Genomic DNA, 25640 nt, shown 5'->3' on the forward strand with positions numbered 1-25640 from the left:
AGGAGAGCATCGCCCACAGGGAGCCGTCGAACTGGGTGATGTCCAGCATCAGGTCGAACTTCGCCTGCGTCGCGCCCGGGTCGAACATCTCCGCCTCGATGCCGGGCAGCGGCAGCGCGGCCGCCTCCTTGTCCTGGATCACGAACATCGCCTGGAACAGCGGCGTCGTGCTCAGGTCGCGGCGGATCCCGAGGTCGTTGAGCAGGCGCTCGAACGGGATGTCCTGGTGCGCGAAGGCGTCCAGGACCGTCGCCCTGGTCCGCGCGAGCAGCGCGCGGAACGACGGATCGCCCGACAGGTCGCCGCGCAGCACCAGCGTCTCGGGGAAGAACCCGACGACGTCCTGCAGCTCCGGACGGTCGCGCCCGGCGATGACCGAGCCGACCGCGAGGTCGTCGGTGCCGCAGTGCGCGCCCAGCAGCAGCTGGTAGGCGGCCAGCAGGACCATGAACAGCGTCCCGCGCTCGTCCCTGGCCAGCTGCTCCAGCCGTGCCGTCAGCTCCGGCCCGATCCTGCGCGCGCAGTAGTCGCCGCTGGGTTTCCGTACGGCCGGCCGTGGCCGATCCACCGGCAGGTCGAGCGGCTCCACCCCGGCCAGCTGGGACCGCCAGTAGTCCAGCGACTCCTGAGACGGTTCGCGCCCCCGCTGCCAGGCCGCGAAGTCCCGGTAGTCGACCGACGGAACGCCCAGCCCGGCCGCGTCCCCCGAGTAGCAGGCGACCAGCTCGGAGAAGACGAGCTTCAGCGACCACCCGTCGGCCACGAGGTGGTGCAGCACCAGGCAGAGCACGTGATCGGTCGCCGACAGCGTGATCAGGTGAACCCGCACCAGCGGCCCCGTGGCCAGGTCGAACGGCGCGTTGGTCAGCTCCGCCACCAGCTCCGTCGCGCGCGCCTCCCGCTCGGACGCGGGCAGGTCCCCGAGGTCCACGAGGACCGGTTCGAGCCGCAGCGACGGCTCGACGACCTGGACCGGGCTGCCCTCCACCGCGGGGAAGCGGGCCCGCAGCATCGGATGCCGCGCCGCCACCGCGGTCAGCGCCCCCGCCAGGTCCTGGACGGACAGCTCGCCGCGCAGCCGCTGCACCAGGTACATGTTGTAGGAGGTGTCCGCGGGGTCGAGCTGCTGCAGGAACCACAGCCGTTCCTGCCCGTAGGAGAGCGGCGCGGGCGCGTCCGGGTCGCTGCGCGCGGGAATGCCGGCGGGCCGCGCCTTCGGCTGCCCCCGCAGCTTGCGCTCCAGCGCCGCCCGCTGCTCCGGGCTGAGCCTGGCCAGCCGCCCTCTCAGGTCACTCATCCGTCCGCGCCCTCTGCCAGGAGCTCGTCCAGCTCGACGTCCCCGAGCTGAAGTTCCAGTACGGCCAGCGCATGCTCGCCCACCGTGGTCAGCTCGAAGCAGACCCGCAGATCCAGCTCGATCCCGTACGCCTCCCGATACCTGGTGATCAGCTGTACGGCCAACAGCGAATGCCCGCCGAGCGCGAAGAAGTCGTCCTCGACACCCACCCGGTCACGCCCGAGCAGCTCACCCCAGAGCGCGCACAGCTCCTCCTCCAGCGGCGTCTCCGGCGCGACATAGCCGGTCCCCAGGTCGCCGCGGCCGGGCCCGGTCGGCGGCGGCAGCGCGGCGCGGTCGAGCTTCCCGCTCGGGCTCAACGGGAACTCGGTGACGTGCACGAACGCCTGCGGCACCAGCGCCGGCGGCAGCCTGCGCGCCAGCCCGGTCCGCAGCTCGTGCGCCTCGCCCGTCCCGTCCACGTACGCCACCAGCCCGCGACCGCCCGGCGCGTCGTCACGCAGGGCCACGACCGCCCTGCGCACCCGCGGGTCCTCGGCCAGCGCCGCCTCGATCTCGCCCAGTTCGACCCGCCAGCCGTGCACCTTCACCTGGTCGTCGAGCCGGCCGAGGAACTCCAGCTCCCCGTCCGCGCGCAGCCTGGCCAGGTCGCCGGTGGCGTACAGGCGGGCGCCGGGCGGGCCGTACGGGTCGGGGACGAAGCGCTCGGCCGTCAGCCCGGGGCGTCCCGCGTAGCCGCGCGCCACCTGGACGCCGCCGATGTGCAGGTGACCGGGCACGCCGACGGGCATCGGCTCCAGGTGCTCGTCCAGGACGTGCAGGCGGCAGCCCGGCATCGGGCGGCCGATGGGGATCACCGTCTCGCCAGGACGGCAGGCGTGCCAGGAGACGTCGACGGCCGCCTCGGTGGGGCCGTACAGGTTGTGCAGCTCGGCGTGCGGCAGGCGGTCGAAGAAGCGGGCCGCCATCCTGGGGGGCAGCTCCTCGCCGCTGCACACCACGCGGCGCAGCGACGTGCACGACTCGATGTTGGCCTCCTCCAGGAAGAGGGCGAGCATCGACGGCACGAAGTGCATGGTGGTGACCGCGTGCCGTTTGATCAGGTCGCGCTGGTGGGCGGGGTCCCGGTGGCCGCCGGGCCGTACGGGGACCAGGGCGGCGCCGTGCAGCAGCGGCCAGAACAGCTCCCACACCGACACGTCGAAGCTGGTCGGCGTCTTCTGCATCACCACGTCGTCGACCGTCAGGCCGAACGTCTCCTGCATCCAGGCCAGGCGGTTGACGATCGCGCGGTGGGTGTTGACCACGGCCTTGGGCCGGCCGGTCGAGCCCGAGGTGTAGATCAGGTACGCGGCGTCGTCCGGTCCGGCCACCGGCTCCAGATCGTCGGAGGGCAGCTCGTCGTCGTCCTCCAGCAGCACCGTCCGGAGCGGACCGCCCGGCTCCAGGTGGCGCTGGGTGAGCAGCACCCGCGCGCCGCAGTCGGACAGCATGAACTCCAGCCGGTCGCGCGGGTACTCGGGGTCCAGCGGCACGTAAGCCCCGCCCGCCTTCAGTACGGCCAGCAGCCCGACGACCAGCTCGGCCGAGCGTTCCGCGCAGACCGCGACCGGCTGGCCGCGCTCGACGCCGGTGTGCCGCAGCCGCCGGGCCAGCCGGTTGGCGCGGGCGTTGAGCTCGCCGTACGTCAGGGTGACGTCGCCGGACACCACCGCCGGGGCGCCGGGCGTCGCGGCGGCCTGGGCCTCGACCAGCGCGTGCAGGGTTCCGGGAGCGGCTTCGGGACCGCCCGCCCCGAGGGCGAGCACCCGCTCGCGCTCCTCCTCCGCGAGCACCGGCAGCGCGGGAACCGCCCGGTCAGGGTCGGCGACGGCGGCCTCGACCAGCGTCCGCAGGTTCGCCTCGAAGCGCTCGATCGTCCCGGGGTCGAACAGGTCGGTGGCGTACTCGAGCCGCGTGTGCAGCCGCCCCTCGCGCACGTTGAGGTCGAGCTGGAGGTCCACCTTCGCGGTGCCGTTGGCGATCTGCCCCTCGTTGGTGCCGGAGGCCAGGTTGAACATCACCTGGTAGAGGGGCGGCACGCTCAGGTCCCTGGCCGGCTGCAGGTCCTCCACGAGCCGCTCGAACGGCAGCTCCTGGTGGTCCAGCGCCTCGGCCACCGTCGCCCGCACCCGCGCCGCCGCCTCGCGGAAGCTGGGCGTGCCCGACAGGTCCACCCGCAGCGGCACCGCGTTGACGAACATGCCGATGACCGGCTCGGTCTCGGGCAGCAGCCGCCCCGCGATCGGCGTGCCCACCACGATGTCGTCGATCCCGGACCAGCGCGACAGCACGGCCGCGTACGCGGTGAGCATCACCGTGAACAGCGTCGTGTTGAGCTCCCTGGCCAGCCGCTCCACTCCCGCCGACAGCTCGGGGGAGTAGGCGCCCAGCCGCATCTCCCCCCGGTAGGTACGGCGGGCAGGCCGCGGCCGGTCGCCCGGCAGCGCGAGATCGGCGGGCACCCCGGCCAGCCGTTCACGCCAGTGGGTCAGCTCGGTCTCCAGGAACTCGCCGGACAGCCTGCCGCGCTGCCACACGGCGAAGTCGGCGAACTGGATCGGCAGCTCGGGCAGCTTCGGCACGCGGTCCTCGCCGAGCGCGTCGTAGCACTCCTCCACCTCGTTCATGAAGATCATGCCGGAGACGCCGTCGAAGACCGTGTGATCGAAGACGATGATCAGCCGCAGGTCGTCCTCGGCCAGCTTGACGTGCCTGGCGCGGTACAGCGGCGCCCGCTCCATGTCGAACGGCGCGACCGCGTCCGCCCTGGCCAGCCGGGCCAGCTCCGCTTCCGCCGCCGCCCGCGGCAGGTGGGTCAGGTCCGTCTCCGTCAGCGCCGTGGGCTCCGCGTCCGGGCTGACGAGCTGCACCACCTGCCCGTCCCTGAACTCGAACGTGCTGCGCAGCGCCTCGTGCCGCCGCACCACCAGGTCGATCGCCCGCTCCAGCCGGCGCGGGTCCACCGGCTGCCTGGCCGCCATCGGCATGAGCATGCCGATGTTGTAGACGGCCAGGTCAGGCTCGAAGCGGGAAAGGAACCACATCCGCTCCTGGCCGGAGGAAGCGGGGAAGGCATCACTCACTGTGCATCGCCTCTCGCAGGCTCTTGGGCCGCATGTCGGTCCACACCCGCTCGATGTGTTCCAGGCACTTGTCCTTGGTGCCGGAGAAGCCGGCGTCGTACCAGCCCGACGGGTTCTCCCGGTCGGCGGGCCAGATGGAGTACTGCTCTTCGTCGTTGCGAACGACCTTGGTGCTCATGCGGAACTCCGGGGGAGGCGGGGGATGGTCTGGGCGGCGGGTTCTGCGGTGGTGGCGGCGGAGACCAGGGCGGCGACACCGGCCACGGTCGGCTCCTCGAACAGGCTGCGCATCGGCAGCCGCACCCCCAGCTCCTTGCGGATGAGGGCGATGAGCTGGACCGCGATGAGCGAGTTGCCGCCCAGCTCGAAGAAGTCGTCATCGACGCTGATGTGGTCGCCGCCGAGCACCTCGCCCCACAGCCGGGCGACCATCGCCTCGGCGTCGTTGCGCGGCGCGACATAGCCCTCGGCGGGCGCCTTGTCCCGCCGGGCCGCGACCGCCGCCGGATCGAGTTCCGTCTCGACGGTGTCCTGGGTCAGCGAACCGACTCCGGCCACGAGGTCGGCCACCGTACTGGCCGCCACCACGACCTGGGGGCCGAGCGGCGCGGCCAGCAGCCGGCGCAGGGAGAGCACACCGTCGGCGGGCCTGATCCCGGCCGTGTCGTCGTCGGTCGCGGCCGGGGCGGCACGCTGGGCGTCGGCGCTGGCGACCACTCCGGTCACCACGGCGTCGGCGTCGATCCGCCGCATCACGTAGTCCGACACCTGCACCAGCACCGTGCCGTCGGGCCCGATCAGCGTGACGTCGACGACCAGCACCTCGTCGGTGTCGGTGCTGGTGACGCGCAGGTGGCTCCAGAACGCCTCCGGCAGGCTCTCGTACACGGAGATGCGGCCGTAGCCGAGCGGCAGGTAGTGGCCCTCGACCTGGATCCAGCTGAAGGTGGTGGCGGCGTCGAGCAGCGCCGGGTGCAGCCCCCACTGGTCGAGGTCGGACAGCAGCGCGTCGTTGGCCTCGAACAGGCCCAGCGCCTCCTGCTGGCCGGTGTGTGTGGCGGTCAGCGTCCTGCTCCAGTGCCCGCCCAGCGTGAGCAGGCCGGACAGCGGCACGCTGCCCTGCCCGTCCGCCGTCGGCACGCAGCGATCCATGATCGCGCGCAGGTCCACGCGGCCGGCGGGCGGCGGGCTCACCTTGGCCGCCGTCCCTGTCGCGTGCGTACGGTGCGACCCCCCGATGATGCTCTGCACCTGGAACTCGGCCCCGTCGGCCTCCGGTCTGAACACCACCCGCACCTCGGCGGTCGCCCCGTCGGCCACCGACAGCGGCTCGACGAACACCACGTCACGCAGCTCCACGATGTCGCCGCCGGGGCCGCCGCCGGGCAGCACCGCCTCGGCGGCCGTCCTGGCCAGCTCCAGGTGCCCGGTGCCGGGCAGCACCGGGACGTCGGCGATGCGGTGCTCGTCCAGCACCCAGTGCGTGCCGGGCGAGATCGTGCCGCTGCACCAGTCGAGTCCGTCACCGGCGTGCCTGGCGGTCAGGACCGGATGGTCGATTGCCTTGATCCGGTCGCCGCGCCGCAGCGCGGCGAATCCGGCCGGCGCCGCGGTCTCCGCGGCCATGCCGACCTCCAGCCACCTGCCCCAGTTGACGCTGACGAGCTGAGCCGCGTTCCAGCCCCGCCCGGCGCCGGCGTACGCGTCGAGGAAGTTGTTGGCCGCACAGTAGTCGATCTGCCCGAACCCGCCGGCCACCGCGGTGATCGACGAGCAGAGCACCACGGCCTCCAGCTCCAGGTCGCCGAACGCCTCCTGGAGGGCCAGCGTGCCGAGCACCTTGGGGCGGAGCACGGCCTCGGCCGCCTCCCGCTCCTTGATCTGCGCCATGCCGCCGCCGGGCAGCCCGGCCGCGTGCACGAGCACGTCCACCCGGCCGAACGCGGCCAGCGTCTCGTCCCTGACCCGGCGCATGTCCACCGGATCCGTCACGTCGGCGGCGAGCGTCAGCACCCGCGCCCCGGCGGCCTCCATCCGGCCGATCGCCTCGGTGGCGCGCGCCTCGCGGGCCGAGCGCGGCGGCCCGTCGGGCAGCCCGCTCCTGGACAGCAGCACCAGGTTGACGCGGGCGCGCGCGGCCAGGTCCTCGGCGAGCGAGACGCCGATGCCGCCCAGCCCGCCGGTGATCACGTACACCTGGCCGTCGCGCGGCTCGGCCGGCTCGGCCGTCACCTCCACCTGCTCGTACCCGAGCAGCCACCGCTTGCCGCCGCGCAGCGCGACAGGGGCCAGCAGCCCGGCCGGACCGGGTTCCGGCTCGCGGCCCAGCTCGGCGGCGACCGCGCGTACCGCGTCACGGTCCTGGGCGTCGATGTGGCGGACGCGCAGCCACGGCGTCTCCAGCGGGACGACGCGGGCGAAGGCGGCCAGCGTGGCGTGCTCCGGGCTGGTCAGGTCGTCGCCGACGACGTCCATCGTGCCCGCGGTGACCAGGTCGAGCTGCACGCCGCCCGGGGGTTGCGCTGCCGAGAGGGCCTGGACGAGGGACAGGACGCCGAAGAAGCCGCGGTCCTGGGCCGACCAGGTGTCCTCGTCGCCGGTGAGGGACCAGGCGTGGACGATCCGCTCGGGGATCTCGCCGAGCGCTTGGAGGAGGGCGTCGTAGTCCTCGCGTTCGGCCGGCCGTACGGTGAAATATCCGTCAAAACTGCCGAACGCGGGGCCTGGCCGTACTGCGATGGCCTCGGGGCCCACCAGTGCGGCCGAGCCCTCGTCCACGAAGGCCAGGCAGCGCGTGATCGGGGTCGACGGGCGGGCGGGTGCCTGGTGCCAGACGGGCACGCCGTACCACCGCTCGGGCGGCAGCGGACCCTCGGCCTGCTGCGGGCGGGCGACGCCGCCGGTGAACGCGCCCTGCGGGTCCGGGTCGATCCAGGCGCGCTGCCGCTCCCACGGGTAGCTGGGCAGCGAGACGCGGTAGCCGGGGGCGCCGAAGTCGTTCAGCTCGATGCCATGGACCCAGAGCGCGCCGGCGGCCTGCGAGAAGACCGTGACGTCACCGGCCCGGTCGCGCGGTCCGGGCAGCGACGGCAGCGGGGCGATCGCGGCGGCGGGCAGCTGCGTGGCGGCCAGGCCGGCCAGCTGCCGTCCAGGACCGCACTCGATCATGACCCACTCGCCGTCGGCCAGCAGCGTCGAGACGCAGTCGCCGAAGCGGACGGGTTCGCGCACGTGCCTGGCCCAGTAGGACGGGTCGGTGGCCTCGGCCGCGGTGATCCAGGTGCCGGTCACGTTCGACAGGAACGGCAGGCTCGGCGCCGACAGCTCGGTGGCCGCGACCAGCTCGCGGAACTCGCCGAGCATCGGCTCCATCATCGCCGAGTGGAAGGCGTGCGACGTCCGCAGCGGGGTGCAGCCGATGCCCTCCTCCTCCAGCATCTCCGCCAGCTCCCTGACCGAGTCCGACGGGCCCGACACCACGCACGTGCCCGGGCCGTTGATCGTGGCCACGGACACGCCGTCGGGCAGCATCGGCGCGACCTCGTCCGGCATCAGCTGTACGGCCAGCATCGACCCCGGCGGCAGCGCCTGGATCAGCCGCCCGCGCGCCGCGACCAGCCGCAACGCGTCGGGCAGCGCGAACACGCCGGCGACGGTCGCGGCGGCGTACTCGCCGATGCTGTGGCCGATCATCGCCGCCGGCTCGACGCCCAGCGACAGCCACAGCCTGGCCAGCGCGTACTCGACGGTGAACAGCGCGGGCTGGGTGAGCGAGGTCTGCCGCAGCGCCTCGTCGGCCTCCTCGCCGGTGGCGAAGATCTGCTCGCGCAGGTCGAGGATCTCGGCGCACTCGTCGACTGCCTCGCGGAAGACGGGCTCGCTCTCGTAGAGCTGCGCCGCCATGCCGCCGTACTGCGCGCCCTGGCCGGAGAACAGGAAGGCCACCTGCGGCGCGCGCTTCGGCTTGGCCCCGGCGACGACGCGCTTCTGGTCGGCCAGCGCCGCCACCGCGTCGGCGGTCGAGGTCGCCGCCACCGCGGCCCGGTGCTTGAGCTCGCGGCGGCCCACGCGCAGCGTGAAGGCCACGTCGGCCAGGTCCGTGTCGGGGTGCTCGGCCAGGTGCGCCGCCAGCCGTTCGCGCGCGGCGGTCAGCGCGGACTCCGTCCTGGCCGACAGCTTCAGCAGGTGCGCGGGCCGCTCGCGGGGCAGCGGCGGTCGCGGCGGCGCCTCCTCCAGTACGGCATGCGCGTTCGTCCCGCCGATCCCGAACGAGCTCACGCCCGCCCGCCGCGGGAACCCGTCGCGCTCCCACTTGGTCGGCGAGGAGACGACGTAGAACGGGCTCGCCGGAAAGTCGATCTTCGGGTTGGGGCTCGTGTAGTGCAGTGTCGCCGGGATCAGCTCGTTCTCCAGCGCCAGCACCGTCTTGATCACGCTGGGGATGCCCGCCGACTGGCCGAGGTGGCCGATGTTGCTCTTCACCGAGCCGATGCCGCACCACTGCGTGTCGGCGGTGTACTGCGAGAACACGCTGGACAGCGCCGCCACCTCGATCGGGTCGCCGAGCGCCGTACCGGTGCCGTGCGCCTCGACGTAGGTGACCGTGCGCGGATCCACGCCGCCCACGCCCAGCGCCTGCGCGATCACCGCGGACTGCCCGTCCATGCTCGGCGCGGAGAAGCCCACCTTGCCCGCGCCGTCGTTGTTGATCGCGTTGCCCAGGATGACCGCGCGGATGTTGTCGCGGTCCTCGATCGCCTCGGACAGCCGCTTCAGCACCAGCACGCCGCCGCCGCTGCCCCAGACCGTGCCGCCCGCGTTGGCGTCGAAGGAGCGGGTGCGACCGTCGGGCGAGACGATGCCGTCCTCGTCGTAGACGTACCCCTCGCCCTGCGGCAGGTCCAGCATGGCCGCGCCGGCCAGCGCCATGTCGCACTCGCCTGTCCGCAGCGCCTCGCACGCGATGTGCAGCGCCACCAGCGCGGTCGAGCACGCGGTGTGCACGGTGTAGCTGGGGCCGCGCAGGTCGAGCTTGTAGGAGGTGAGGGTCGCGCAGTAGTCGACGTGATTGCCCACCATGATCGCCAGCCAGCCGGCGTTCTTGTGCGCCTGGGCGTTGCTGCGGATGTTCCGCCACTGGTAGTTGTCAGACCCGGTCCCGGCGTAGACGCCGATCTCGCCCGGATAGCGGAACGGGTCGTAGCCCGCGTCCTCCAGCGCCGTGTGCGACAGCTCCAGGAACATCCGGTGCTGCGGGTCGCGTACCTCGGCCTCCCTGATCGACATGCCGAAGAACGCCGCGTCGAAGCCCTCGTAGTCGTCCAGCACCATGGCGGCCGGCACGAAGTTCGGGTCGGCCAGCAGGCTCTCGGCCGTGCCCATCGCCCGTTGCTCTTCCAGGGTGTAGGTGGTCAGCGACTCGACGCCGTCGGCGAGGTTGCGCCAGAACTGCCGCGCGTCACCCGCTCCCGGGACCCGGCACGACAAGCCGATGATCGCGATCGGCTCAGCCGTGGGCTCAGCCGTGGGCTCGTCCGTCATGGGGCAGTCCCCTTCCCGTTGCGTTTCCTCAACCTGTCTCGCTGTACGGCCAGCCGGCGCGCGGCCCGGTCCAGCCCGGGACTGCCCCCCGCGCCGTCCAGATGGGCGGCCAGCGCCCGGATCGTGGGATGCCGGAACAGCTCCACGATCGGCACCTCGCGGCCGATCGCCGCCTTCAGCCGTGCCTGCACGGCGGCCATGGCGAGCGAGTGGCCGCCGATCTCGAAGAAGTTGTCGTCGGGCCCGATCCGTGGCACGCCCAGCACGGCGTGCCACACCTGGGCGACCGCCCGCTGCGTGGGGCCGTCGAGGCGGCCTTCGGCCTGCTGCTGGTCGACCGGCCGCCCGCGCAGCGCGGCCCGATCCACCTTCCCGTTGAGCGTCAGTGGCAGCGCGGGCAGCGACACCACCTCGGTCGGTACGGCATGCTCGGGCAGCACGCGGCGCAGCTCCTCCAGGACCCGGTTCGCCGCCAGCCCGGGCCGCGCGGGCACCACATAGCCGGTCAGCGTGCCGCCCTCGACCCTGGCGACGGCGGCGCGCACGTCCCTGCAGCCGGCCAGAGCCGCCTCCACCTCGCCGAGCTCGACCCGGAACCCGCGCACCTTCACCTGGTCGTCGGCCCGCCCCGCTGGGGTGATCGTGCCGTCGGGGTTGCGCCGCCCGAGGTCGCCGGTGCGGAAGCGGTCGCCGTCGAACCGCTCGCCGGTCAGCGCCGGATCCAGGTAGCCGGTGGCCAGGTGGCGGCTGCGGACAACCACCTCGCCGAGTTCGCCGACCCCGGCGCGCCTGCCGCCCGGGGTCACCACGATGATCTCGCTGCCCTCGACGGGCGTCCCGATCGGCACGACCTCCGGGTACGGCTCGGCGAGCTCGTGCCAGGCGTGCACCTGCGGGGTCTCGGTCGTGCCGTAGCAGGCCACGAGCCTGGCCCGCGGCATGAGCTTCCGTAACCTTCCCGCTTCCGCGCCGGTGAGGCGGTCGCCGCCGATGGCGGCCAGCCGTACGTCGGGCAGGGGCGTGCCGGTGCCCGCCAGCATGGCCGCGAGCTGCGGCGTCAGGTGCAGGACGGTGATCGCGTGCTCGCGCAGCCAGGCGACGAGCTTGGCGGGGTCGCGGGTCAGTTCCTGCTCGGGCACGAACAGCTCGGCGCCCAGGGCGGCGGGGACGAACATGTCGCGCAAGGCCGGATCGTGGGCCAGCCCGGACAGCAGCGCGAACCGGTCGTGCGGCTTCAGGTCGAAGGTGCGGATGTACCAGGAGATGAAGTGGGCCAACGGCTTCTCGCCGGTGACGACCGGTTTGGGGTCGCCGGTGGTGCCGGAGGTCATCGACAGGTATCCGGACCCCGGCAGGTTCGTGCTGCCGTCGCGCCGTACGACCTCGTGGTCCCTGAAGACCGCCCGGGCTCCCGAGGCGGCGATCTGCCTGTCCTGCACGGCCGGCGGGTAGGCCGAGTCGATCACCACCCACCGCGCACCCGCCGCCAGCACACCGAGCAGGATCCCCGGCAGCTCGGGCACCCGCGAGGCGACCACGGCCACCACGTCGCCCGGCTCGACGCCCTTGTCACGCAGCGCCGCCTCCGTCCGCCGCCGCGTCCGCTCGTGGGCGTCGCCCGCCAGCTCCAGCAGCCCCGGCCCCGTCCAGCCCGGCAGCTCCGCCTCGGGGAGGTCCTGGTCCACGCGTCCGGTCAGCAGTTCCGCTAGCTGGTCGACGTAGCCCTCGACCAGCGCCGCCATGCGCTCGGCCGTGTAGAGGTCGGGGTTGTAGATCAGCTCCAGCGTGTACCCGTCGGCCTGCTCGCTCACGTACATCGTCAGGTCGAACAGAGCCCCCGGCAGGCCGGGCCGTAACGGCTCGCTCGCGCACCCGGCCAGGTCCAGCCGCGCCTGCGCGAAGTTGTACATGTTGAACATGACCTGCGTGATCGGGTTGCGGCTCAGGTCGCGCGGCAGCCGCAGCGACTCCAGCAGCTGCCCCAGCGGCACGTCCCGGTGCCTGATCGCCGCGTCCAGCTCGGCCGCGCACGCCCGCACCTGCTCGGCGAAGTCGCCCCGCGGCCGCAGCCGCAGCGGCAGGACCTGCACGCACATCCCCACCAGCGACTCGAACGCCACGTGCGGCCGGTCCGCGTACGCCGCCCCCACCACCAGATCGTCGCGTCCCGACAGCCCGGCCAGCTGCCGTCCGAAGGCCGCCAGCAGCACCGCGTACGGCGTGGCCCCCAGCCGCGCCGCCAGCTCCGCCACCCGCCCGGCCAGTGCCGCGTCCAGCTCGCCCCGGCAGGCAGCGCCGTGGAAGGTCTGCGCGGGCGGCCTGGCCGCGTCCCTGGGCAGGTCCAGCACCAGCGGAGCGTCGCGCAGGTGCTCCCGCCACCAGCCCAGCGCCCGGCCGTCGCCGTTCCCGCGCAGCCAGCGCACGTAGTCGGCGAACGTGTGCTCGGTCACCTCGACCGGCTCGCCGCGGTAGGCGGCGGACAGGCCCCGGTAGAGCACATCCTGCGACCAGCCGTCGAACACCAGGTGGTGCGCGGTCAGGCAGAGCACGTGCTCGTCGGGGGCCAGCCGGATCAGCCGTGCCCGGAACAGCGGCCCGGCGGTCAGGTCGAACCGTTCCCGCGCCTCCTTCTGCAGGGCTCCGGCCAGCTCCGCGGGGGAGAGGTCGTCGACCGGCAGCGGCACCTCGCCCGGCGGCGCGACCGTCACGTCGGGGATCCCGTCGCGCGAGCCCACCCGCCAGCGCAACGCCTCGTGGACCGCCACCACGGTGGTGAGCGCGCGCTGGAGCGCGGCGACGTCGAGCGGGCCGCGGATCCGCTCGGCCATCGCGATGTTGTGCGCGGTCGACTCGGGCGCCAGCTGTTCGACGAACCACATCCGGCGCTGGGCGGGGGTTAACGCGGCCGGGCTCCCCGTGGGCGGGGCGGCGGTGGTCGTCCGCTGCGCGCGCTCCACCAGCGCGCGCAGCGCGCCGTAGGTCCTGCCCGCGTACACGTCCTGGACCGACACCACCCGGCCCAGCTCCGCGCGTACCGCGGTCACCAGCCGCATCGCCCGCAGCGAGTGCCCGCCGCGCTGGAAGAAGTCGTCCTCGTCGTCCGGGGCGGGCGCCTCGAGCACCCGCGCCCAGATCCCGGCCAACCCGGTCCCCGTTCCCTGCTCCCGCTGGGACTGCGCCCTGAGGGCGGCGAGGTCGACCTTGCCCGAGGCGTTCAGCGGGAGGATGGCCAGCCGTACCAGCCTGGTCGGCAGCATGTACGGCGGCAGCCGTACCGCCAGGTCCTCGCGCAGCGCGGCCAGGTCGGGCGCGTCCTCGGGCGTCACGTAGGCGACCAGCTCGCCCGTGAAGTCCACCACCGCCTGCAGCACCTTGGGGTGGGCGCGCAGTGTCGTCTCCACCTCTCCGATCTCCACGCGCTGCCCCTGGACCTTCACCTGGCGGTCCAGCCGGCCCATGAACGCGATCTGGCCGTCCTCCTGCCACGCCACGCGATCGCCTGTCCGGTACAGCCGCGCGCCCGGCTCGGTCGAGAACGGGTCGGGGATGAACCGCTCGGCCGTCAGCCCGGGCCGGCCCACGTATCCGCGGCTGATCTGCGGGCCGCCGATGCACAGCTCGCCCGGTACGCCGGTCGGGCACTCGTTCAGGTCCTCGTCCAGGATGTGCGCCCGGCAGCCGCGCAGCGGCCGCCCGATCGGCAGCGGCCGCTCCCACACGCCCTCGAACCGGCCGCCCACCACCGTGACGGTCGACTCGGTCGGGCCGTACCAGTTGTGGAAGTTCCCGTGCGCCGACCACCGCGCCACCTGCTCGGGCGGGGGCGGCTCGCCCGCCGTCATCACGTCCTGCAGGTACGGCAGGCGGCTGGGGTCGATCAGCGGGAGCACCGCGGGCGGGAGGAACCCGTAGGTGACGTCGTGCTCCTCCAGGAAGCGCTGCAACCGGGCCGGATCCACCCGGTCCTCGTCGGGCACCAGTTGCACGCAGCCGCCGGCGGTCAGCGGGGTCAGCATGTCGAACACCGAGGCGTCGAAGCCCAGCGCGGAGAAGGCGAACGAGCGGCAGCTCGCGTCCAGCGCGAAGTGCGCGACCGTGGAGGTGACGAAGGCGACCACGTTGGCGTGGCTCACGACCACGCCCTTGGGCCTCCCGGTGGAACCGGAGGTGTAGATGACGTGCGCGGCGTTTCCCGGAACGGCGCGGTTCGGCGGAGCGGCCCGACGGGGCTGGTCCGCGTTCACGAGCGCGCGCCCGCAGCCCTCCAGCAGCTCCGCGCCGCGCTCGTCGACGACGACCACCTCGACCCCGGCGTCGTCGAGCACCTCTTCCAGCCGCAGGCGGGGATGCCCCGGATCCAGCGGCAGGTACGCCCCGCCCGCGAGGTGGATGCCGAGCACGGCCGCCGGCATCAGCGGGGTACGGCGGGTGCACAGGGCCACCCGGCTTTCCGGTCCGACGCCGAGCTCCTGGAGCCGCGCCGCCAGCGCCTCGGCCCGCTCGACCAGCTGGGCATAGGTGAGCACGTTCTCCCATTGCCGGACCGCCGGGGCATCCGGGGTCCTCGCGGCCTGAGCCGTGATCAGAGTGCTGAGGAGTGTCATCCTGCGGCCTCCACGCCGGGCCGTACCAGCCGGCCTTGCCGTACCGTCTCGAAACGCAGCAGGAAGCGCGGCTCGCGGACGGCGATCGCGGCGATCGCGCGCCCCAGCGGCAGGTGCGTCACCCGCCACTCCGCCAGCCGCGCCACCTCGGGAGCCGTCTCGGGCACCCACGTCGTGCCCGGCCGCTGCCCCGCGAACCCGAACAGCGCCGGATCCACCCGCAGCCCGTCACCGGTCGCCTTCAGCACCGCTTCCTTCGCCGTCCGCGTGCGCAGCGCGCTGTGCAACCGCAGCTCCTCGGGCAGCGCGGCGAACTCATCGCGCTCCCGCTCGTCCAGCGACCCCTCGAAGAAGGCCTGCTCGTTGGCCAGCGGGCGGAGGCGCTCGAGGTCGGCGCCCACCTCCCGGCCCGTCGCCAGCGCGATCAGCACGAGCCCGCCCGATTGGCCGAGGCTGTAGGTGGGCTGTGTTCCGGTGCACGGCTTGCCGCCGGGCCGGGTACGCAGCTCGCCGACGCCCGGCTCGATCCCGTACTCCCTGAGCAGCCGCCGCAGCAGCACCGACCTGCCGACGAACCAGCGCCGATGGTCCTCCTGCCGGAACCTGGCCGCTCGTGCCGCCTCCCTGGGCGACAGTTCGTCGACGGCCACGCACATCTCGGGCAGCTCCTCGAGGTTGGCCAGCCACACGTGCACCTCGTCCGCGGCCAGGCTCTGCTGGGGGCCCGCTGCGATCGTCCGCGCCACCTGACCGCCGTGCGTGGCGAGGAAGAGGTGCGCGGCGTCGAGCGTGTGCAGGCGGAAGGTCGAGGTGGTGTGGCGGGCCCAGCCGAGCATGGTGGGGTGGGCGACCTCTCGGTCATGAGCGCCGGCGAAGGCGACGATGGGGATGTCGAGCGGCTCCTGCCTGGCGAAGCGGTAATGGCGCAGCCACTCCATGTCCGTCCGCAGGGCGGGGATGAGCAGAGCCTTGACCTCGGGCTGCGTCCGTAACTCCGCGGGCGCGCCCAGCCGGTGGATCAGCTCTTCGATCAGGTCCTCGTCACCCAGGCCCGTCCACCGCCCCAGCGTCTCCTGGTGCTCCGGCGGGTGCGCGGCGCCGACGTAGAGGCATTCGGGCGCTGGCACGCCAAGCCGCCGCAGCTCGCGGACCACCTCGAAGGCGACCCGGCCGCCCATACTGTGTCCATAGATCGAGTACGGCGTGCGGTGGTGGGCGGCGATGGACCGTGCGATCAGCTCCGGGGAGAGCGCCCCGGGTTCAGCCACCTGGCCTTCACGACCGGGGAGCATCGCCACCCGTACGTCGAAGACTCCGTCGAACGCCTGCCTCCACGCCCAGAAGGCGGAGACGTCTCCACCGGCGTAGGGGAGGCAGAAGAGGAGCCGAGCGCCGGGCGGGTATCGCGTTAGCGAGGCGAACGGTGTCTCGGGTAGCACGTGTTGCTCTCGCATTGCTACGCGAAGTCACCCCCGACAGGTCCACCGCGCCGTGCGAGGTCGTCGCGCGGGCAGCAGAAAGTATGGGCCGCTCGTCAGGGTTCGTCCTGGCGAGGGTCGGCTAACGCCTAAAGCCATGCCATTCCTATTATTTTGTCCGAAAGCCAGTCAAGGGGTGAAATTTCAACCCATGCTGAAATGGAGGTTTCGGGCATTGGGAAATTTCACTGCCTGTGGGTGCGTCGGCGCGTGGTGAACCTCTCCGGCTGGGCGGATGATCTCTACCTATCCCTGAGTCAAGACGTCGGTCATGCTCTGTGAGGATCTCGCTCCTCTACGGAATGTCCGTAATCAGGGTTTCGGCCTTCGTGCCGATGGGGCACCTGCCCACATTGACTAATTGATTTGAGCCCTATTCTGCATATCGGTCAGATAGTTGGTGATCTTGCTGGCAGCAGCCTTGCGGGGTGTTGACAGCTGGGCGGCCAGACGATCCGATGCTCAACGAGCTAGATCATCAGCTGAGAGCATCTTCTACCTGGTCGGGTGTGAGCGCGTTTGTGCGGGGTTCTTTCCAGACCATGGCCTAGGCCGAGCCGGAGATCACGCCGCCCGTCCGCGTCCGGCACAGTCGTCCATCGTCGCCGATTATCTGGCAGCCTTCGTACCCGACGTACATGAAAGCGCGGCAAGTCTGGGCGGGACATCTCCTCAGCTTCGAGATGCCATCGTGCCGGAACCGGACGGTTTCACACGGCTGCAACCCAACCGAACCTTCGCGCCGCGATGATCTGGGTCAAAGACCTCACCCGGATCATCTCTTGATCGCAACTGAATACGCGCCCTAGTGCAGCAGTCCGGCTTTGCGGGCGTTGAAGGTCAGTTCGTCGCGGTGGTCCGGGTGGGCGATGGCGATCAGGCGTCGGGCGCGCTCGTCAAGGCTGGCTCCGCGCAGCCTCGCGACGCCGTATTCGGTCACCACGTGGTCGGTGGCGTTCTTCAGGGTGGTCACGACGCTGCCGGGGGTAAGAGTGGTGCGGATCTTGCTGTGTCCTTCGCTGGTGGCGGAGTGCAGGACGAGGAATGCCTTACCGCCGGGCGAGTACATCGCGCCGTGGGCGAAGTCGGCCTGGCCTCCGGAGGAGGACCAGTAGCGCCCCGCGATGGTCTCGCTGGCGGCCTGGCCCATCAGGTCGACTTCGGTGGTGGCGTTGATGGACATGAAGTTCGGCTCTTTGGCGACCACGCGCGGGTCGTTGGTCCACTCCACCGGCATCATTTCCACGGCCGGGTTGTGGTCCAGCCAGCGCATCAGGTCCGGGCTGCCGACGCAGAAGGTGGTCACGTGCTTGTTGCGGTGCTGCTGCTTCGCCGTGCCGGTGGCGACGCCCTTGTTGGCGAGTTCCATGAGCCCGTCGGAGAAGCATTCGGTGTGGATGCCCAGGTCTTTGTGGTCGCCCAGGGCCCTGAGTAGGGCGTCGGGGATGGAGCCGACGCCGACTTGCAGGCACGCGCCATTGGGGATCATCTCGGCGATGTGGCCGGCGATCGCCTCGTCCTGCGGTCTCGGGGCGCGGCGCGGCTTACCTGCGGGGAGCTGGGCGTCGGTGCGGATCCAGCCGGCGGTCTGGCTGATGTGGATCTGGTTCTGGCCGTATGTGTAGGGCTGCGCGTCCATGACTTCGAGGAAGAAGGGGACCTGTCCGATGAACGCGGAGACGTAGTCGGCGTTGGTGCCCAGGCTGAAGTAGCCGTGCTTGCCCGGCCCGGCCGCGGCGGCCAGGATCAGGGAGGGATTGAGCATGCGCAGCAGCAGCGGCATCTCAGAGAAGTGGTTGGGCACCAGCTCACACCGGCCGTCCCAGTATGCCTGGCGGGATCCCGGGCCCAGGAAGTAGTCGTAATGGCGCAGGTGGTCGCCGAAGTCGCCGTTGATATAGCTCCGGGAGACGAACGGGTCCATGCGGTGGATGCGGACCCGGTCGAGCTGGTCGGCGTGTGCCTCAAGGGTGTCGAGCAATGTAGGTGGCTCGCCGAGCGCGACCGGGACGATAAGGTCGCAGTCCGCGCCGACGAACTTGAGGACATCGCTTGCGGCGCCGGGCCGGAGACCAGAACCCTCAGCAGGAGCAACGGCGTTCATGGTGCACCTCCTACCCTTCAGGTTTAGCTGGATGCATCACACGCTGTCGAATGCCGGTGATGACCGCTCCGGCCGGGCACGCGGCCTGGGGGCCGGTCCCGGCCGACAGCGGCTCCGGCCGCGCCCGTCTCCTCTATAGCCCTCGCCCGTCACGTCGCCGAGGATTGCCAAGGACCGCGGTCAGATCCTCGGTGACCTGCGCGAGCAGGCCGGCACCGAAGACGCAGAGTGTGCCTTCCCACGGATGACCGAAGGTGCCAAAGCTAAAATCCTCCGAGAAGTAGACGTAGTAGTCCCCGTCTGGAAATGCACTACCCGGCCATCGCGGTTGTCCCAGGCCGCCCACCGGGTCCGGCCGGAAGCGCACCGCCGAGTGGTACCAGTCCACAGAGTAGAGCCACATTTCCGGCAGAGCGCAGGCGGCCAAACCACGCTGTATTACCGCTCCCAACTGGTCTAACTTCTTACCCTCCGGCGCGTCCTCTACCGGGTCGAGAAGGATGGCGGACAGACCCCACGTGACCGATGGGCTTGGCTCTCGAATACTCGGCCACCCTTGCCAGTCATAGCTGGGCCGGAACACAAACGCTTCAACGAAGCGATTGCAGATATCGCGGTACTCAGAGACGCCACATTCCACATAGCCGTCGCTACTCACAGATGGAATATAGGACCGCTGTGGCCGGCCCAGTGGGCAACCTGAGGGGCGGACACGTCAGGGTTGAGCTATGTGGAGACACAGGCGTGGCGGAGGTCGCCGACCCGCTTGGTCAGTGGTGATTCGGCCTTTCGCGACCGACAACAAGACCATCGCCAAGACCGCCACTATCCTGGCCCGCGGGTCGGCAAGCTCTGAGGTCTCGCACCGTGGTTGAAGCACGCGAACGCACCGGCGGTAGTCTCTGAACCGAAGAGATCGGCGGAGCGACGCTCGAACTCAGCGGCCAGGGGTCCCCCCAGACGGCTCTGATCGACATGATCGAAGCCGGGCCGCGAGCCGTACGGCGGCCGCCATGACGACCCCTGTTACCCGAGGCGCACCGTGAACACCTGCAGGGCTGCCGTCGCCCCGTACTTCGGGCCCGAGGCGCTCGACCCTGTTGTCTCCTCCGAGAGCGACCAGGCGAGCGAGGGGCGGACGCGTCGGCGCACAGCTCCGCACCGCCGACACTCACAATCGGTGCCCGAACCGGCACCGGCTGAACCACTCCCGACAGGAGAACGACGATGAGCACCAGTCCCTCCTACCAGGTGACCGACCCGGCGACGGGCAAGGTCGTCGAGACCTTCGAGCCGGCGACCGACGCAGACGTCGAGGCCGCGCTGACGGCCGCCGCTGCGGCGTACACGACGTGGAAGGACGTCCCGATCACCCGACGTGCCGAGATCGTCAGCAAGGTCGGAGCACTGTTCGCCGAGCGTGCGGATGAGCTCGCCGCGATCGCGGCCCAGGAGATGGGCAAGCCGGTCTCGGAGGGAGTGGAGGAGGTCGAGTTCTGCCAGGCGATCTTCGACTACTTCGCGACCGAGGGCCCGACGCTCGCTGCGGACCAGCCGATCAAGACGTTCGCCGGCGGAAAGGCGGTCGTGCAGAAACTGCCGATCGGTGTTCTGCTCGGGATCATGCCGTGGAACTTCCCGTTCTACCAGATCGCCCGTTTCGCGGCGCCCAACCTGATGCTGGGCAACACGATCATCCTCAAGCACGCCGAGTCGGTGCCGCGGTCGGCGCTCGCAGTCGAACAGATCATGAAGGACGCCGGCGTGCCGGAGGGCGCGTACGTCAACGTGTTCGCGACCCACGAGCAGATCGAGACGATCATCGCCGACCCACGGGTGCAGGGCGTCTCGCTGACCGGATCCGAGCGGGCCGGTGCGATCGTCGCGTCGCTCGCGGGGAAGAACCTGAAGAAGTGCGTGCTCGAGTTGGGAGGCTCGGACCCTTACGTGATCCTCGACAGCGACGACGTCGCGGAGGCGGCGGAGACCGCGTGGGGCACCCGCCTGTACAACATGGGCCAGGCCTGCAACTCCAACAAGCGCATGATCGTGATGGATGACATCTTCGATGACTTCGTCTCGGAGCTCACCCGGAAGGCGCTCGCGATCGAGCCGGGGTCATTCGCCCCGATGTCATCTCGGGCGGCTGCGGAGACGCTCGCGGCCCAGGTCGAGGACGCGGTCAGCAAGGGAGCGACGCTGCATGCCGGTGGTGTGCTCAGTGACGGCCCGGCGGCGTACTACTCGCCTGCTGTCCTCACAGGGATCACCCCGGACATGCGGGCCTATCGCGAAGAGCTGTTCGGGCCGGTCGCCGTGGTCTACAAGGTCGGCAGCGACGAGGAGGCCCTGGAGCTCGCGAACGACACGCAGTACGGACTGGGTGGCGCGGTGTTCAGCACCGACGTGGATCGAGCCACATCCATGGCCTCACGGCTCGAGACCGGGATGGCGAACGTGAACACCCCTGCCGGTGAAGGCGCAGAAGTTCCGTTCGGCGGGGTGAAGCGCTCCGGGTTCGGCCGCGAGCTCGGTCCCCTCGGCATGGACGAGTTCGTCAACAAGCGGATGTTCTTCGTCGCAGACTGACAGCGCCGCCGCGTGATGAGGCCGACGGATCCTGGATCCGTCGGCCTCATCACGCCCCCGCATATCTCTTCCCCGGCACCCGGCACCCGGCATCGGGAACCGAGTGGAGAACGCGCCCGCCGGGCCGAACTCGAAGGGGGAGCCGAGCGCGTCGCCCACCGCCGGGGTCTATGATCCACTTCGGAGGCGTTTAGGAGTCTGGTGGCCCTCCTGGTCTTCAAAACCAGTGGCGCCGAGCATCTCGGCGCGGCGGGTTCGATTCCCGTCCGCCTCCGCTGATCAGTGCATTCGGGATGGTCGTGAGTGGATCGACGCAGGTCTGTGCCGCGGACGGATGCCATGCTGGCCGACCCTCGGCTGGCCGCCGCGCAGGAGGTACTCGGCCGTAGCCTCGTCAAGGCCGCGGTGGCGGACGCCCAGCAGCGGGTCCGCGAGGGCTTCGCCGACCCCGGCGAAGCGGTGGAGGCCGCGCTCGCCCTCCTCCCCGCGACCGCCGGCGGGCTCAAGAGCGTGGTCAACGCCACCGGCGTGCTCGTGCACACCAATCTGGGCCGGGCTCCGCTCTCACCCGCCGCCGTCGCGGCGGTCACCGCGGCCTCCGGCTATACCGACGTCGAGTTCGACCTGGCCGACGGGCGACGCGCCCGCCGTGGGCGTACGGCTCTCGCCGCGCTGGCGCAGGCGGTGCCCGAGGCGGGGGCTGTGCACGTGGTCAACAACAACGCGGCCGCGCTCGTGCTCGCCGTCGCGGTGCTCGCGCCGGGCAAGGAGGTCCTCGTCAGCCGGGGCGAGCTGGTGGAGATCGGCGACGGGTTCCGCCTGCCCGAGCTGCTGGAGTCCGCCGGTTGCCGGCTTCGCGAGGTCGGCACCACGAACCGCACCGCCTTGCGCGACTACGTGCACGCCTGCGGCCCGGACACAGGCTTCATTCTCAAGGTCCATCCGTCCAACTACCGGATCGAGGGATTCACCTCCGAGGTCTCCATCCAGGAGCTGGCCACGATCGGGCCGCCCGTGGTGGCCGACATCGGCTCGGGGCTGCTCCGCCCGGAACCCCTGCTGCCCGGCGAACCGGACGCGGCCGGCGCACTGCTCCAGGGAGCGGCGCTGGTCACCGCCAGCGGCGACAAGCTGCTCGGCGGCCCGCAGGCGGGTCTCCTGCTCGGCGATGAGGACCTCGTGGAACGGCTGCGCCGCCATCCCCTCGCCCGCGCGCTGCGGGTGGACAAGCTCACCCTGGCCGCGCTCGAAGCGACCCTGCGCGGTTCGCTGCCGCCGGTGCACCGCTCGCTCCGCACAAGCGTCGCCGAGCTCAGGGAACGTGCGGAACGACTCGCGCGACGCCTCGGCGGCCGCGCGGAGGCGGTGGCGACCGTGGCCAGGGTCGGCGGCGGGGGCGCGCCGGGAGTGGAGCTGCCCAGCGCGGGAATCGCCGTGGACGCGGACCTGGCCGCACGGCTGCGCTCCTGCGACCCTCCCGTGATCGGCCGGGTCACAGGAGGGCGCCTGGTGCTCGACCTGCGCGCGGTCGAGCCCGGTCAGGACGAGGTCATCGCCGCCGCGTTGGAGCGCGTGTGCAGGTGATCGCGACGGCCGGGCACGTCGACCACGGCAAGTCGACGCTGATCCGGGCGCTGACCGGAATGGAGCCTGACCGCTGGGCCGAGGAACGCCGCCGCGGCATGACCATCGACCTCGGCTTCGCCTGGACCACCCTGCGCTCGGGCGAACGGATCGCGTTCGTCGACGTTCCCGGGCACGAGCGTTTCGTCACCAACATGCTGGCCGGGGTCGGGCCGTGCCCGGCGGTGATGATCGTCGTGGCCGCCGACGAGGGCTGGCAGGCCCAGTCGGCCGAGCACTTGGCCGCGCTCGACGCCCTGGGCGTACGGCATGGCCTGGCGGTCGTCACCAGGGCCGATCTCGCCGAGCCTGAGCTCGCCCTGACACAGGTCCACGGCCACCTCGACAAAACATGCCTGGCGGGGATCGAGAGCGTCGTCGTCAGCGGGCGGACCGGGCAGGGGCTTCCCGAGCTGGAGGCCGCCCTGGCCCGGCTCGCCGCCACGTTGCCCGAGCCGGACACCGAGGGTGCCGTCCGGTTGTGGATCGACCGGGTCTTCACCGTGGCGGGAGCGGGGACCGTCGTCACCGGCACGCTGAGCAGGGGGACGCTCCGTGTCGGCGACGAGCTGGACATGAGCGGCCGGCGGGTCAGGATCCGCGGGCTCCAGACACTCGGTGAGAAGAAGGAGAAGGTCTCCGCGACCGCCCGCGTCGCCGTCAACCTCCGGGGCGTCGACCGTGACGGCCTGTCCCGAGGCATGGCGCTGGTGACTCCCGAGTTCTGGATGCCGACCCGGGTCATCGACGTACGGCTGAACGCGGGCGTGCATCATCGTGGAGAGGCGGTGCTCCACGTCGGGTCGGCCGCCGTCCCCGTCAGGCTCCGTTTCCTCGGCGGCGACACCGCCAGGCTCACCCTCAGCCGTACCCTGCCTCTCAGGACAGGCGACCGGGGCCTGCTCCGCGATCCCGGCAGACGGGAGATCATCGCCGGGCTGCGAGTGCTGGATGTGCGTCCTCCCGCGCTGCGGCGCCGGGGCGCGGCAGCCGCCAGGGCGGCCGCGCTCGGCGAGGTGGGGCTCCCCGACGCCGCGGCCCTGCTGCGCTGGCATGGCCTGCTGAGGGGCAGCGAGCTCACGGCGATGGGCTGCCCGCCCGGGGGCTCACCCGTCGTCGGCGACTGGTACGCCGACCCGGGGCACTGGTCGTCGCTGCGCAGCCGTCTCGCCGACCACGTCTCGCGACGGCCCGCACTCGACCCGGGGATCACCGTGGACGCCGCCACCCAGCTGCTCGCCCTGTCTGATCGCCGGCTCACCGAGGCGCTCGTGGCGCCGCCGCTGGCGGTCGAGGGCGGGCGGATCCTTCCCGCCGGAGGGTCGCTGCCTCCAGCGATCGCCAAGGCGGTCACGGAGCTGACCGCCGACCTCGCCGAGCAGCCCTTCAACGCCCCTACCGCCGAGCGCCTGAACGAACTCGGCCTCACGGGCAAGGCGCTGGCGGCGGCGCTCCGCTCGGGCGCGGTGACGTCGATCGCGAAGAACGTCATCCTCCTGCCCGGCGCGCTGGACAGGGCCGCGGACGTTCTCGCCCGGTTGCCCTCGCCCTTCACCGTCAGCGACGCGCGGGTCGCCCTGGCCACCAGCCGCCGCGTCGTCCTCCCCCTCCTGGAGCGCCTCGACGCCGGGGGAATCACCCGGCGGATCGACAACGACCTGCGCATATGCCGCCCCCAGGACGGGTCGCACCTCTAGGACGGGACGGCGTCCAGCTGGGTACGCGCGGCCTCCGCGAACAGTTGGAGCTCCGCGTCAGAGCCGGTGCCGGCGAGCACGATGAACCTGTCCTTCGACATCGCCGCCACCTCCACCTCGCCGTCGTGGCGCGCGACGTTCTTGGGCCCGGGCACCGAGGTGACGCTGCCGACCGTTCCGCATTCCGCATAGAAGGACTTGAACGCGTCCATGGCGTCCACCCCGCTCACCACGACCTGCGTCATCGTGGTCCCGTCCGTCGCCGTGAAGGAACGCCACGAGGTCGCGGCTTCCATCGGCGCGATGACCCGCTTCCCGCAGGGCACCAGGCTCGCGTCCAGATCTCGCCAGATCCCGTGCGAGGCGCCCGTGACTGTCCACGTACGGCCGTCCTTCAGTTGGCCCGGTTCCAGGAGGAGCGAGGGCGGGTCGGTCTTCACCGGCTCTGCGCCGCAGGCGGCGCAGGCGGCGCAGAGCAGCGCGATGAGCGTCACGATCGTGCGGTTCACGTGTGATGATCCTCTCTCCGGCCTTCGTCACATGGATTATTGCCCGTGGGCCGCGGAGGTTCCCTGAAGATCGGCCACCTTGTCGGCGACGATCAGGAAGCCCGCCACGAAGATGGCAAGTCCGCAGGCGAGCAGCCGGGCACCCATCTCAGCCGGTACGGGCGGCCATTCTGCGACGAGCGGTGCCGTGGCCAGTGCCAGCAGTACGGCACGGCCGACCTTCACAGGCGAGGCCGGGCTGGTCTCATCCAGGCATCCGCACGGCACCCTGCCCCTGCGCCGCAGCAGTACGGCCAGATAGGCAGCCAGTGCCAGGTACCAGAGCGCCACGGCTGCGGCGGCGAACCGCAACAGCCGGGCTTCTCCAGCCAGCCAACCAGCCAGTACGGCGGCGCCGGTCAGGCCCTCGGCGGGCCCGACCAGCGGCGCGAGCCGTACCAGGAAGACGGGAAGCAGGTCGTGTGCTTTGATCACCTCCGTCAGGCTGCCGCGGCGCACCGCGGCAACCACCAGCAGCACGGCGCCCGCCAGGGCGAAGCAGGCAGGCAGAGTGTCGAAGATTGTCATCTATGTCCATAGGAGCGCGAGCGACAGCAGGAACCCGATGGCACACAGGCGTCCCACCCAGGCAGTCGAGGCCAGCAGCTTCGTGTCCCACTGGTGCGGGTCGCCGCTGAGTGCGCGAGTGAGCGGCATGAGCGCCCTGCCCACGCCGAAGCCCAGCCCGGCCAGCAGGCCCGGTCCGAGTCCTCCGGCCAGCACGACAACCAGGACGAGCAGCTGAGGTAGCGCGGTCGGGGTGAAGGTACGCACACCCGTGCCCATCTCGAAGCCGAACTGCAGCGGCCCGGAGAAGTCGGAGCGAGGGATGACGTCCTGCGGCACGAGCCGGCGGTTCTGCGGCAGCGACAGCGGCCGTCCGGCCAGCTCGAAGAGCATGATGACGGCGATGATCGGGGCGAGCGCCCATAGCCGCACTGCTTCCGGGATGATCGAGGCCAGCCCGCCGAGCGTCCCCGTGAGGAGGCCGGCCAGCAGCGCGCCGATCATGAGTCCGATGGTGAAAACGGGTA

At 71.6% G+C, this 25640-nt stretch carries 14 protein-coding genes and 1 tRNA gene (1 of these 15 cut by a window edge); 4 read left to right on the forward strand and 11 right to left on the reverse strand.

Annotated elements, in window-relative coordinates; translation table 11 throughout:
• From QSK17_RS14605 to QSK17_RS14640, 8 genes are all read right to left on the reverse strand, one after another.
• Positions 1-1297, reverse strand: the beginning of a protein-coding gene (locus QSK17_RS14605; RefSeq protein ID WP_285705240.1) for a condensation domain-containing protein. It extends 1805 nt beyond the left edge of the window; 1297 of the gene's 3102 nt are visible here — the first part of the coding sequence; its start codon is at positions 1295-1297; its stop codon lies off the left edge, out of view.
• On the reverse strand, positions 1294-4422 hold the full coding sequence (locus tag QSK17_RS14610) for a non-ribosomal peptide synthetase (RefSeq protein ID WP_285705241.1): 3129 nt from the start codon (positions 4420-4422) through the stop codon (positions 1294-1296). Before QSK17_RS14610 ends, QSK17_RS14605 begins: the two co-directional genes overlap by 4 nt.
• Entirely contained in the window at positions 4415-4600 is a 186-nt protein-coding gene (locus QSK17_RS14615; protein ID WP_285705242.1) for an MbtH family protein, read from the reverse strand. The genes QSK17_RS14610 and QSK17_RS14615 overlap by 8 nt, the downstream gene beginning before the upstream one ends.
• On the reverse strand, positions 4597-9963 hold the full coding sequence (locus tag QSK17_RS14620; protein WP_285705243.1) for a type I polyketide synthase: 5367 nt from the start codon (positions 9961-9963) through the stop codon (positions 4597-4599). The genes QSK17_RS14615 and QSK17_RS14620 overlap by 4 nt, the downstream gene beginning before the upstream one ends.
• A complete protein-coding gene (locus QSK17_RS14625) occupies positions 9960-14567 on the reverse strand; it encodes a non-ribosomal peptide synthetase (protein ID WP_285705244.1) in 4608 nt (1535 codons plus the stop codon). The genes QSK17_RS14620 and QSK17_RS14625 overlap by 4 nt, the downstream gene beginning before the upstream one ends.
• Complete coding sequence (locus QSK17_RS14630; protein ID WP_285705245.1) at positions 14564-16021, reverse strand: thioesterase domain-containing protein; 1458 nt, start codon at positions 16019-16021, stop codon at positions 14564-14566. The genes QSK17_RS14625 and QSK17_RS14630 overlap by 4 nt, the downstream gene beginning before the upstream one ends.
• An 829-nt stretch (positions 16022-16850) precedes the next feature.
• Positions 16851-18149 (reverse strand): acetyl-CoA hydrolase/transferase family protein, encoded by a 1299-nt coding sequence (locus QSK17_RS14635; RefSeq protein WP_285705246.1) that lies wholly within the window; start codon positions 18147-18149, stop codon positions 16851-16853.
• A 133-nt stretch (positions 18150-18282) separates the two neighbouring features.
• Entirely contained in the window at positions 18283-18807 is a 525-nt protein-coding gene (locus tag QSK17_RS14640) for a DUF2716 domain-containing protein (RefSeq protein WP_285705247.1), read from the reverse strand.
• A 569-nt stretch (positions 18808-19376) separates the two neighbouring features.
• Between QSK17_RS14640 and QSK17_RS14645 the strand changes: the two genes are divergently transcribed.
• From QSK17_RS14645 to selB, 4 genes are all read left to right on the forward strand, one after another.
• Entirely contained in the window at positions 19377-20738 is a 1362-nt protein-coding gene (locus QSK17_RS14645; protein WP_285705248.1) for an NAD-dependent succinate-semialdehyde dehydrogenase, read from the forward strand.
• A 182-nt stretch (positions 20739-20920) separates the two neighbouring features.
• Positions 20921-21014: transfer RNA gene (locus QSK17_RS14650), tRNA-Sec, on the forward strand.
• 45 nt (positions 21015-21059) lie between these two features.
• Positions 21060-22322 (forward strand): L-seryl-tRNA(Sec) selenium transferase, encoded by a 1263-nt coding sequence (gene selA / locus QSK17_RS14655; RefSeq protein ID WP_285705249.1) that lies wholly within the window; start codon positions 21060-21062, stop codon positions 22320-22322.
• Positions 22313-24058 (forward strand): selenocysteine-specific translation elongation factor, encoded by a 1746-nt coding sequence (selB, locus tag QSK17_RS14660; RefSeq protein WP_285705250.1) that lies wholly within the window; start codon positions 22313-22315, stop codon positions 24056-24058. Before selA ends, selB begins: the two co-directional genes overlap by 10 nt.
• Here the strand turns inward: selB and QSK17_RS14665 are convergent.
• Genes QSK17_RS14665 through QSK17_RS14675 form a run of 3 tightly spaced genes read right to left on the reverse strand, consistent with a single transcriptional unit; the run spans position 24055 to position 25617 of the window.
• The gene (locus QSK17_RS14665) at positions 24055-24567 is read right to left on the reverse strand and encodes a hypothetical protein (protein WP_285705251.1); all 513 of its coding nucleotides are present in this window, start codon (positions 24565-24567) and stop codon (positions 24055-24057) included. The genes selB and QSK17_RS14665 overlap by 4 nt on opposite strands.
• A gap of 36 nt (positions 24568-24603) precedes the next feature.
• Entirely contained in the window at positions 24604-25134 is a 531-nt protein-coding gene (locus QSK17_RS14670) for a MauE/DoxX family redox-associated membrane protein (RefSeq protein ID WP_285705252.1), read from the reverse strand.
• Positions 25135-25617: a hypothetical protein gene (locus QSK17_RS14675; RefSeq protein ID WP_285705253.1), complete on the reverse strand. Its 483-nt coding sequence runs from the start codon at positions 25615-25617 to the stop codon at positions 25135-25137. It abuts the gene before it with no gap.
• Between the last annotated feature and the right edge of the window lie 23 nt (positions 25618-25640).

The sequence above is a fragment of the Microtetraspora sp. NBRC 16547 genome (assembly GCF_030268965.1).
Taxonomy (GTDB): Bacteria; Actinomycetota; Actinomycetes; order Streptosporangiales; family Streptosporangiaceae; genus Microtetraspora.

Bases quoted from the DNA above. Each gene is read 5' to 3' on its own strand.
- QSK17_RS14625 (WP_285705244.1), bottom strand. From the start codon at position 14,567: ATGACACTCCTCAGCACTCTGATCACGGCTCAGGCCGCGAGGACCCCG.
- QSK17_RS14675 (WP_285705253.1), bottom strand. From the start codon at position 25,617: ATGATCGGCGCGCTGCTGGCCGGCCTCCTCACGGGGACGCTCGGCGGG.
- QSK17_RS14670 (WP_285705252.1), bottom strand. From the start codon at position 25,134: ATGACAATCTTCGACACTCTGCCTGCCTGCTTCGCCCTGGCGGGCGCC.
- QSK17_RS14645 (WP_285705248.1), top strand. From the start codon at position 19,377: ATGAGCACCAGTCCCTCCTACCAGGTGACCGACCCGGCGACGGGCAAG.
- QSK17_RS14620 (WP_285705243.1), bottom strand. From the start codon at position 9,963: ATGACGGACGAGCCCACGGCTGAGCCCACGGCTGAGCCGATCGCGATC.
- QSK17_RS14630 (WP_285705245.1), bottom strand. From the start codon at position 16,021: ATGCGAGAGCAACACGTGCTACCCGAGACACCGTTCGCCTCGCTAACG.
- QSK17_RS14635 (WP_285705246.1), bottom strand. From the start codon at position 18,149: ATGAACGCCGTTGCTCCTGCTGAGGGTTCTGGTCTCCGGCCCGGCGCC.
- QSK17_RS14615 (WP_285705242.1), bottom strand. From the start codon at position 4,600: ATGAGCACCAAGGTCGTTCGCAACGACGAAGAGCAGTACTCCATCTGG.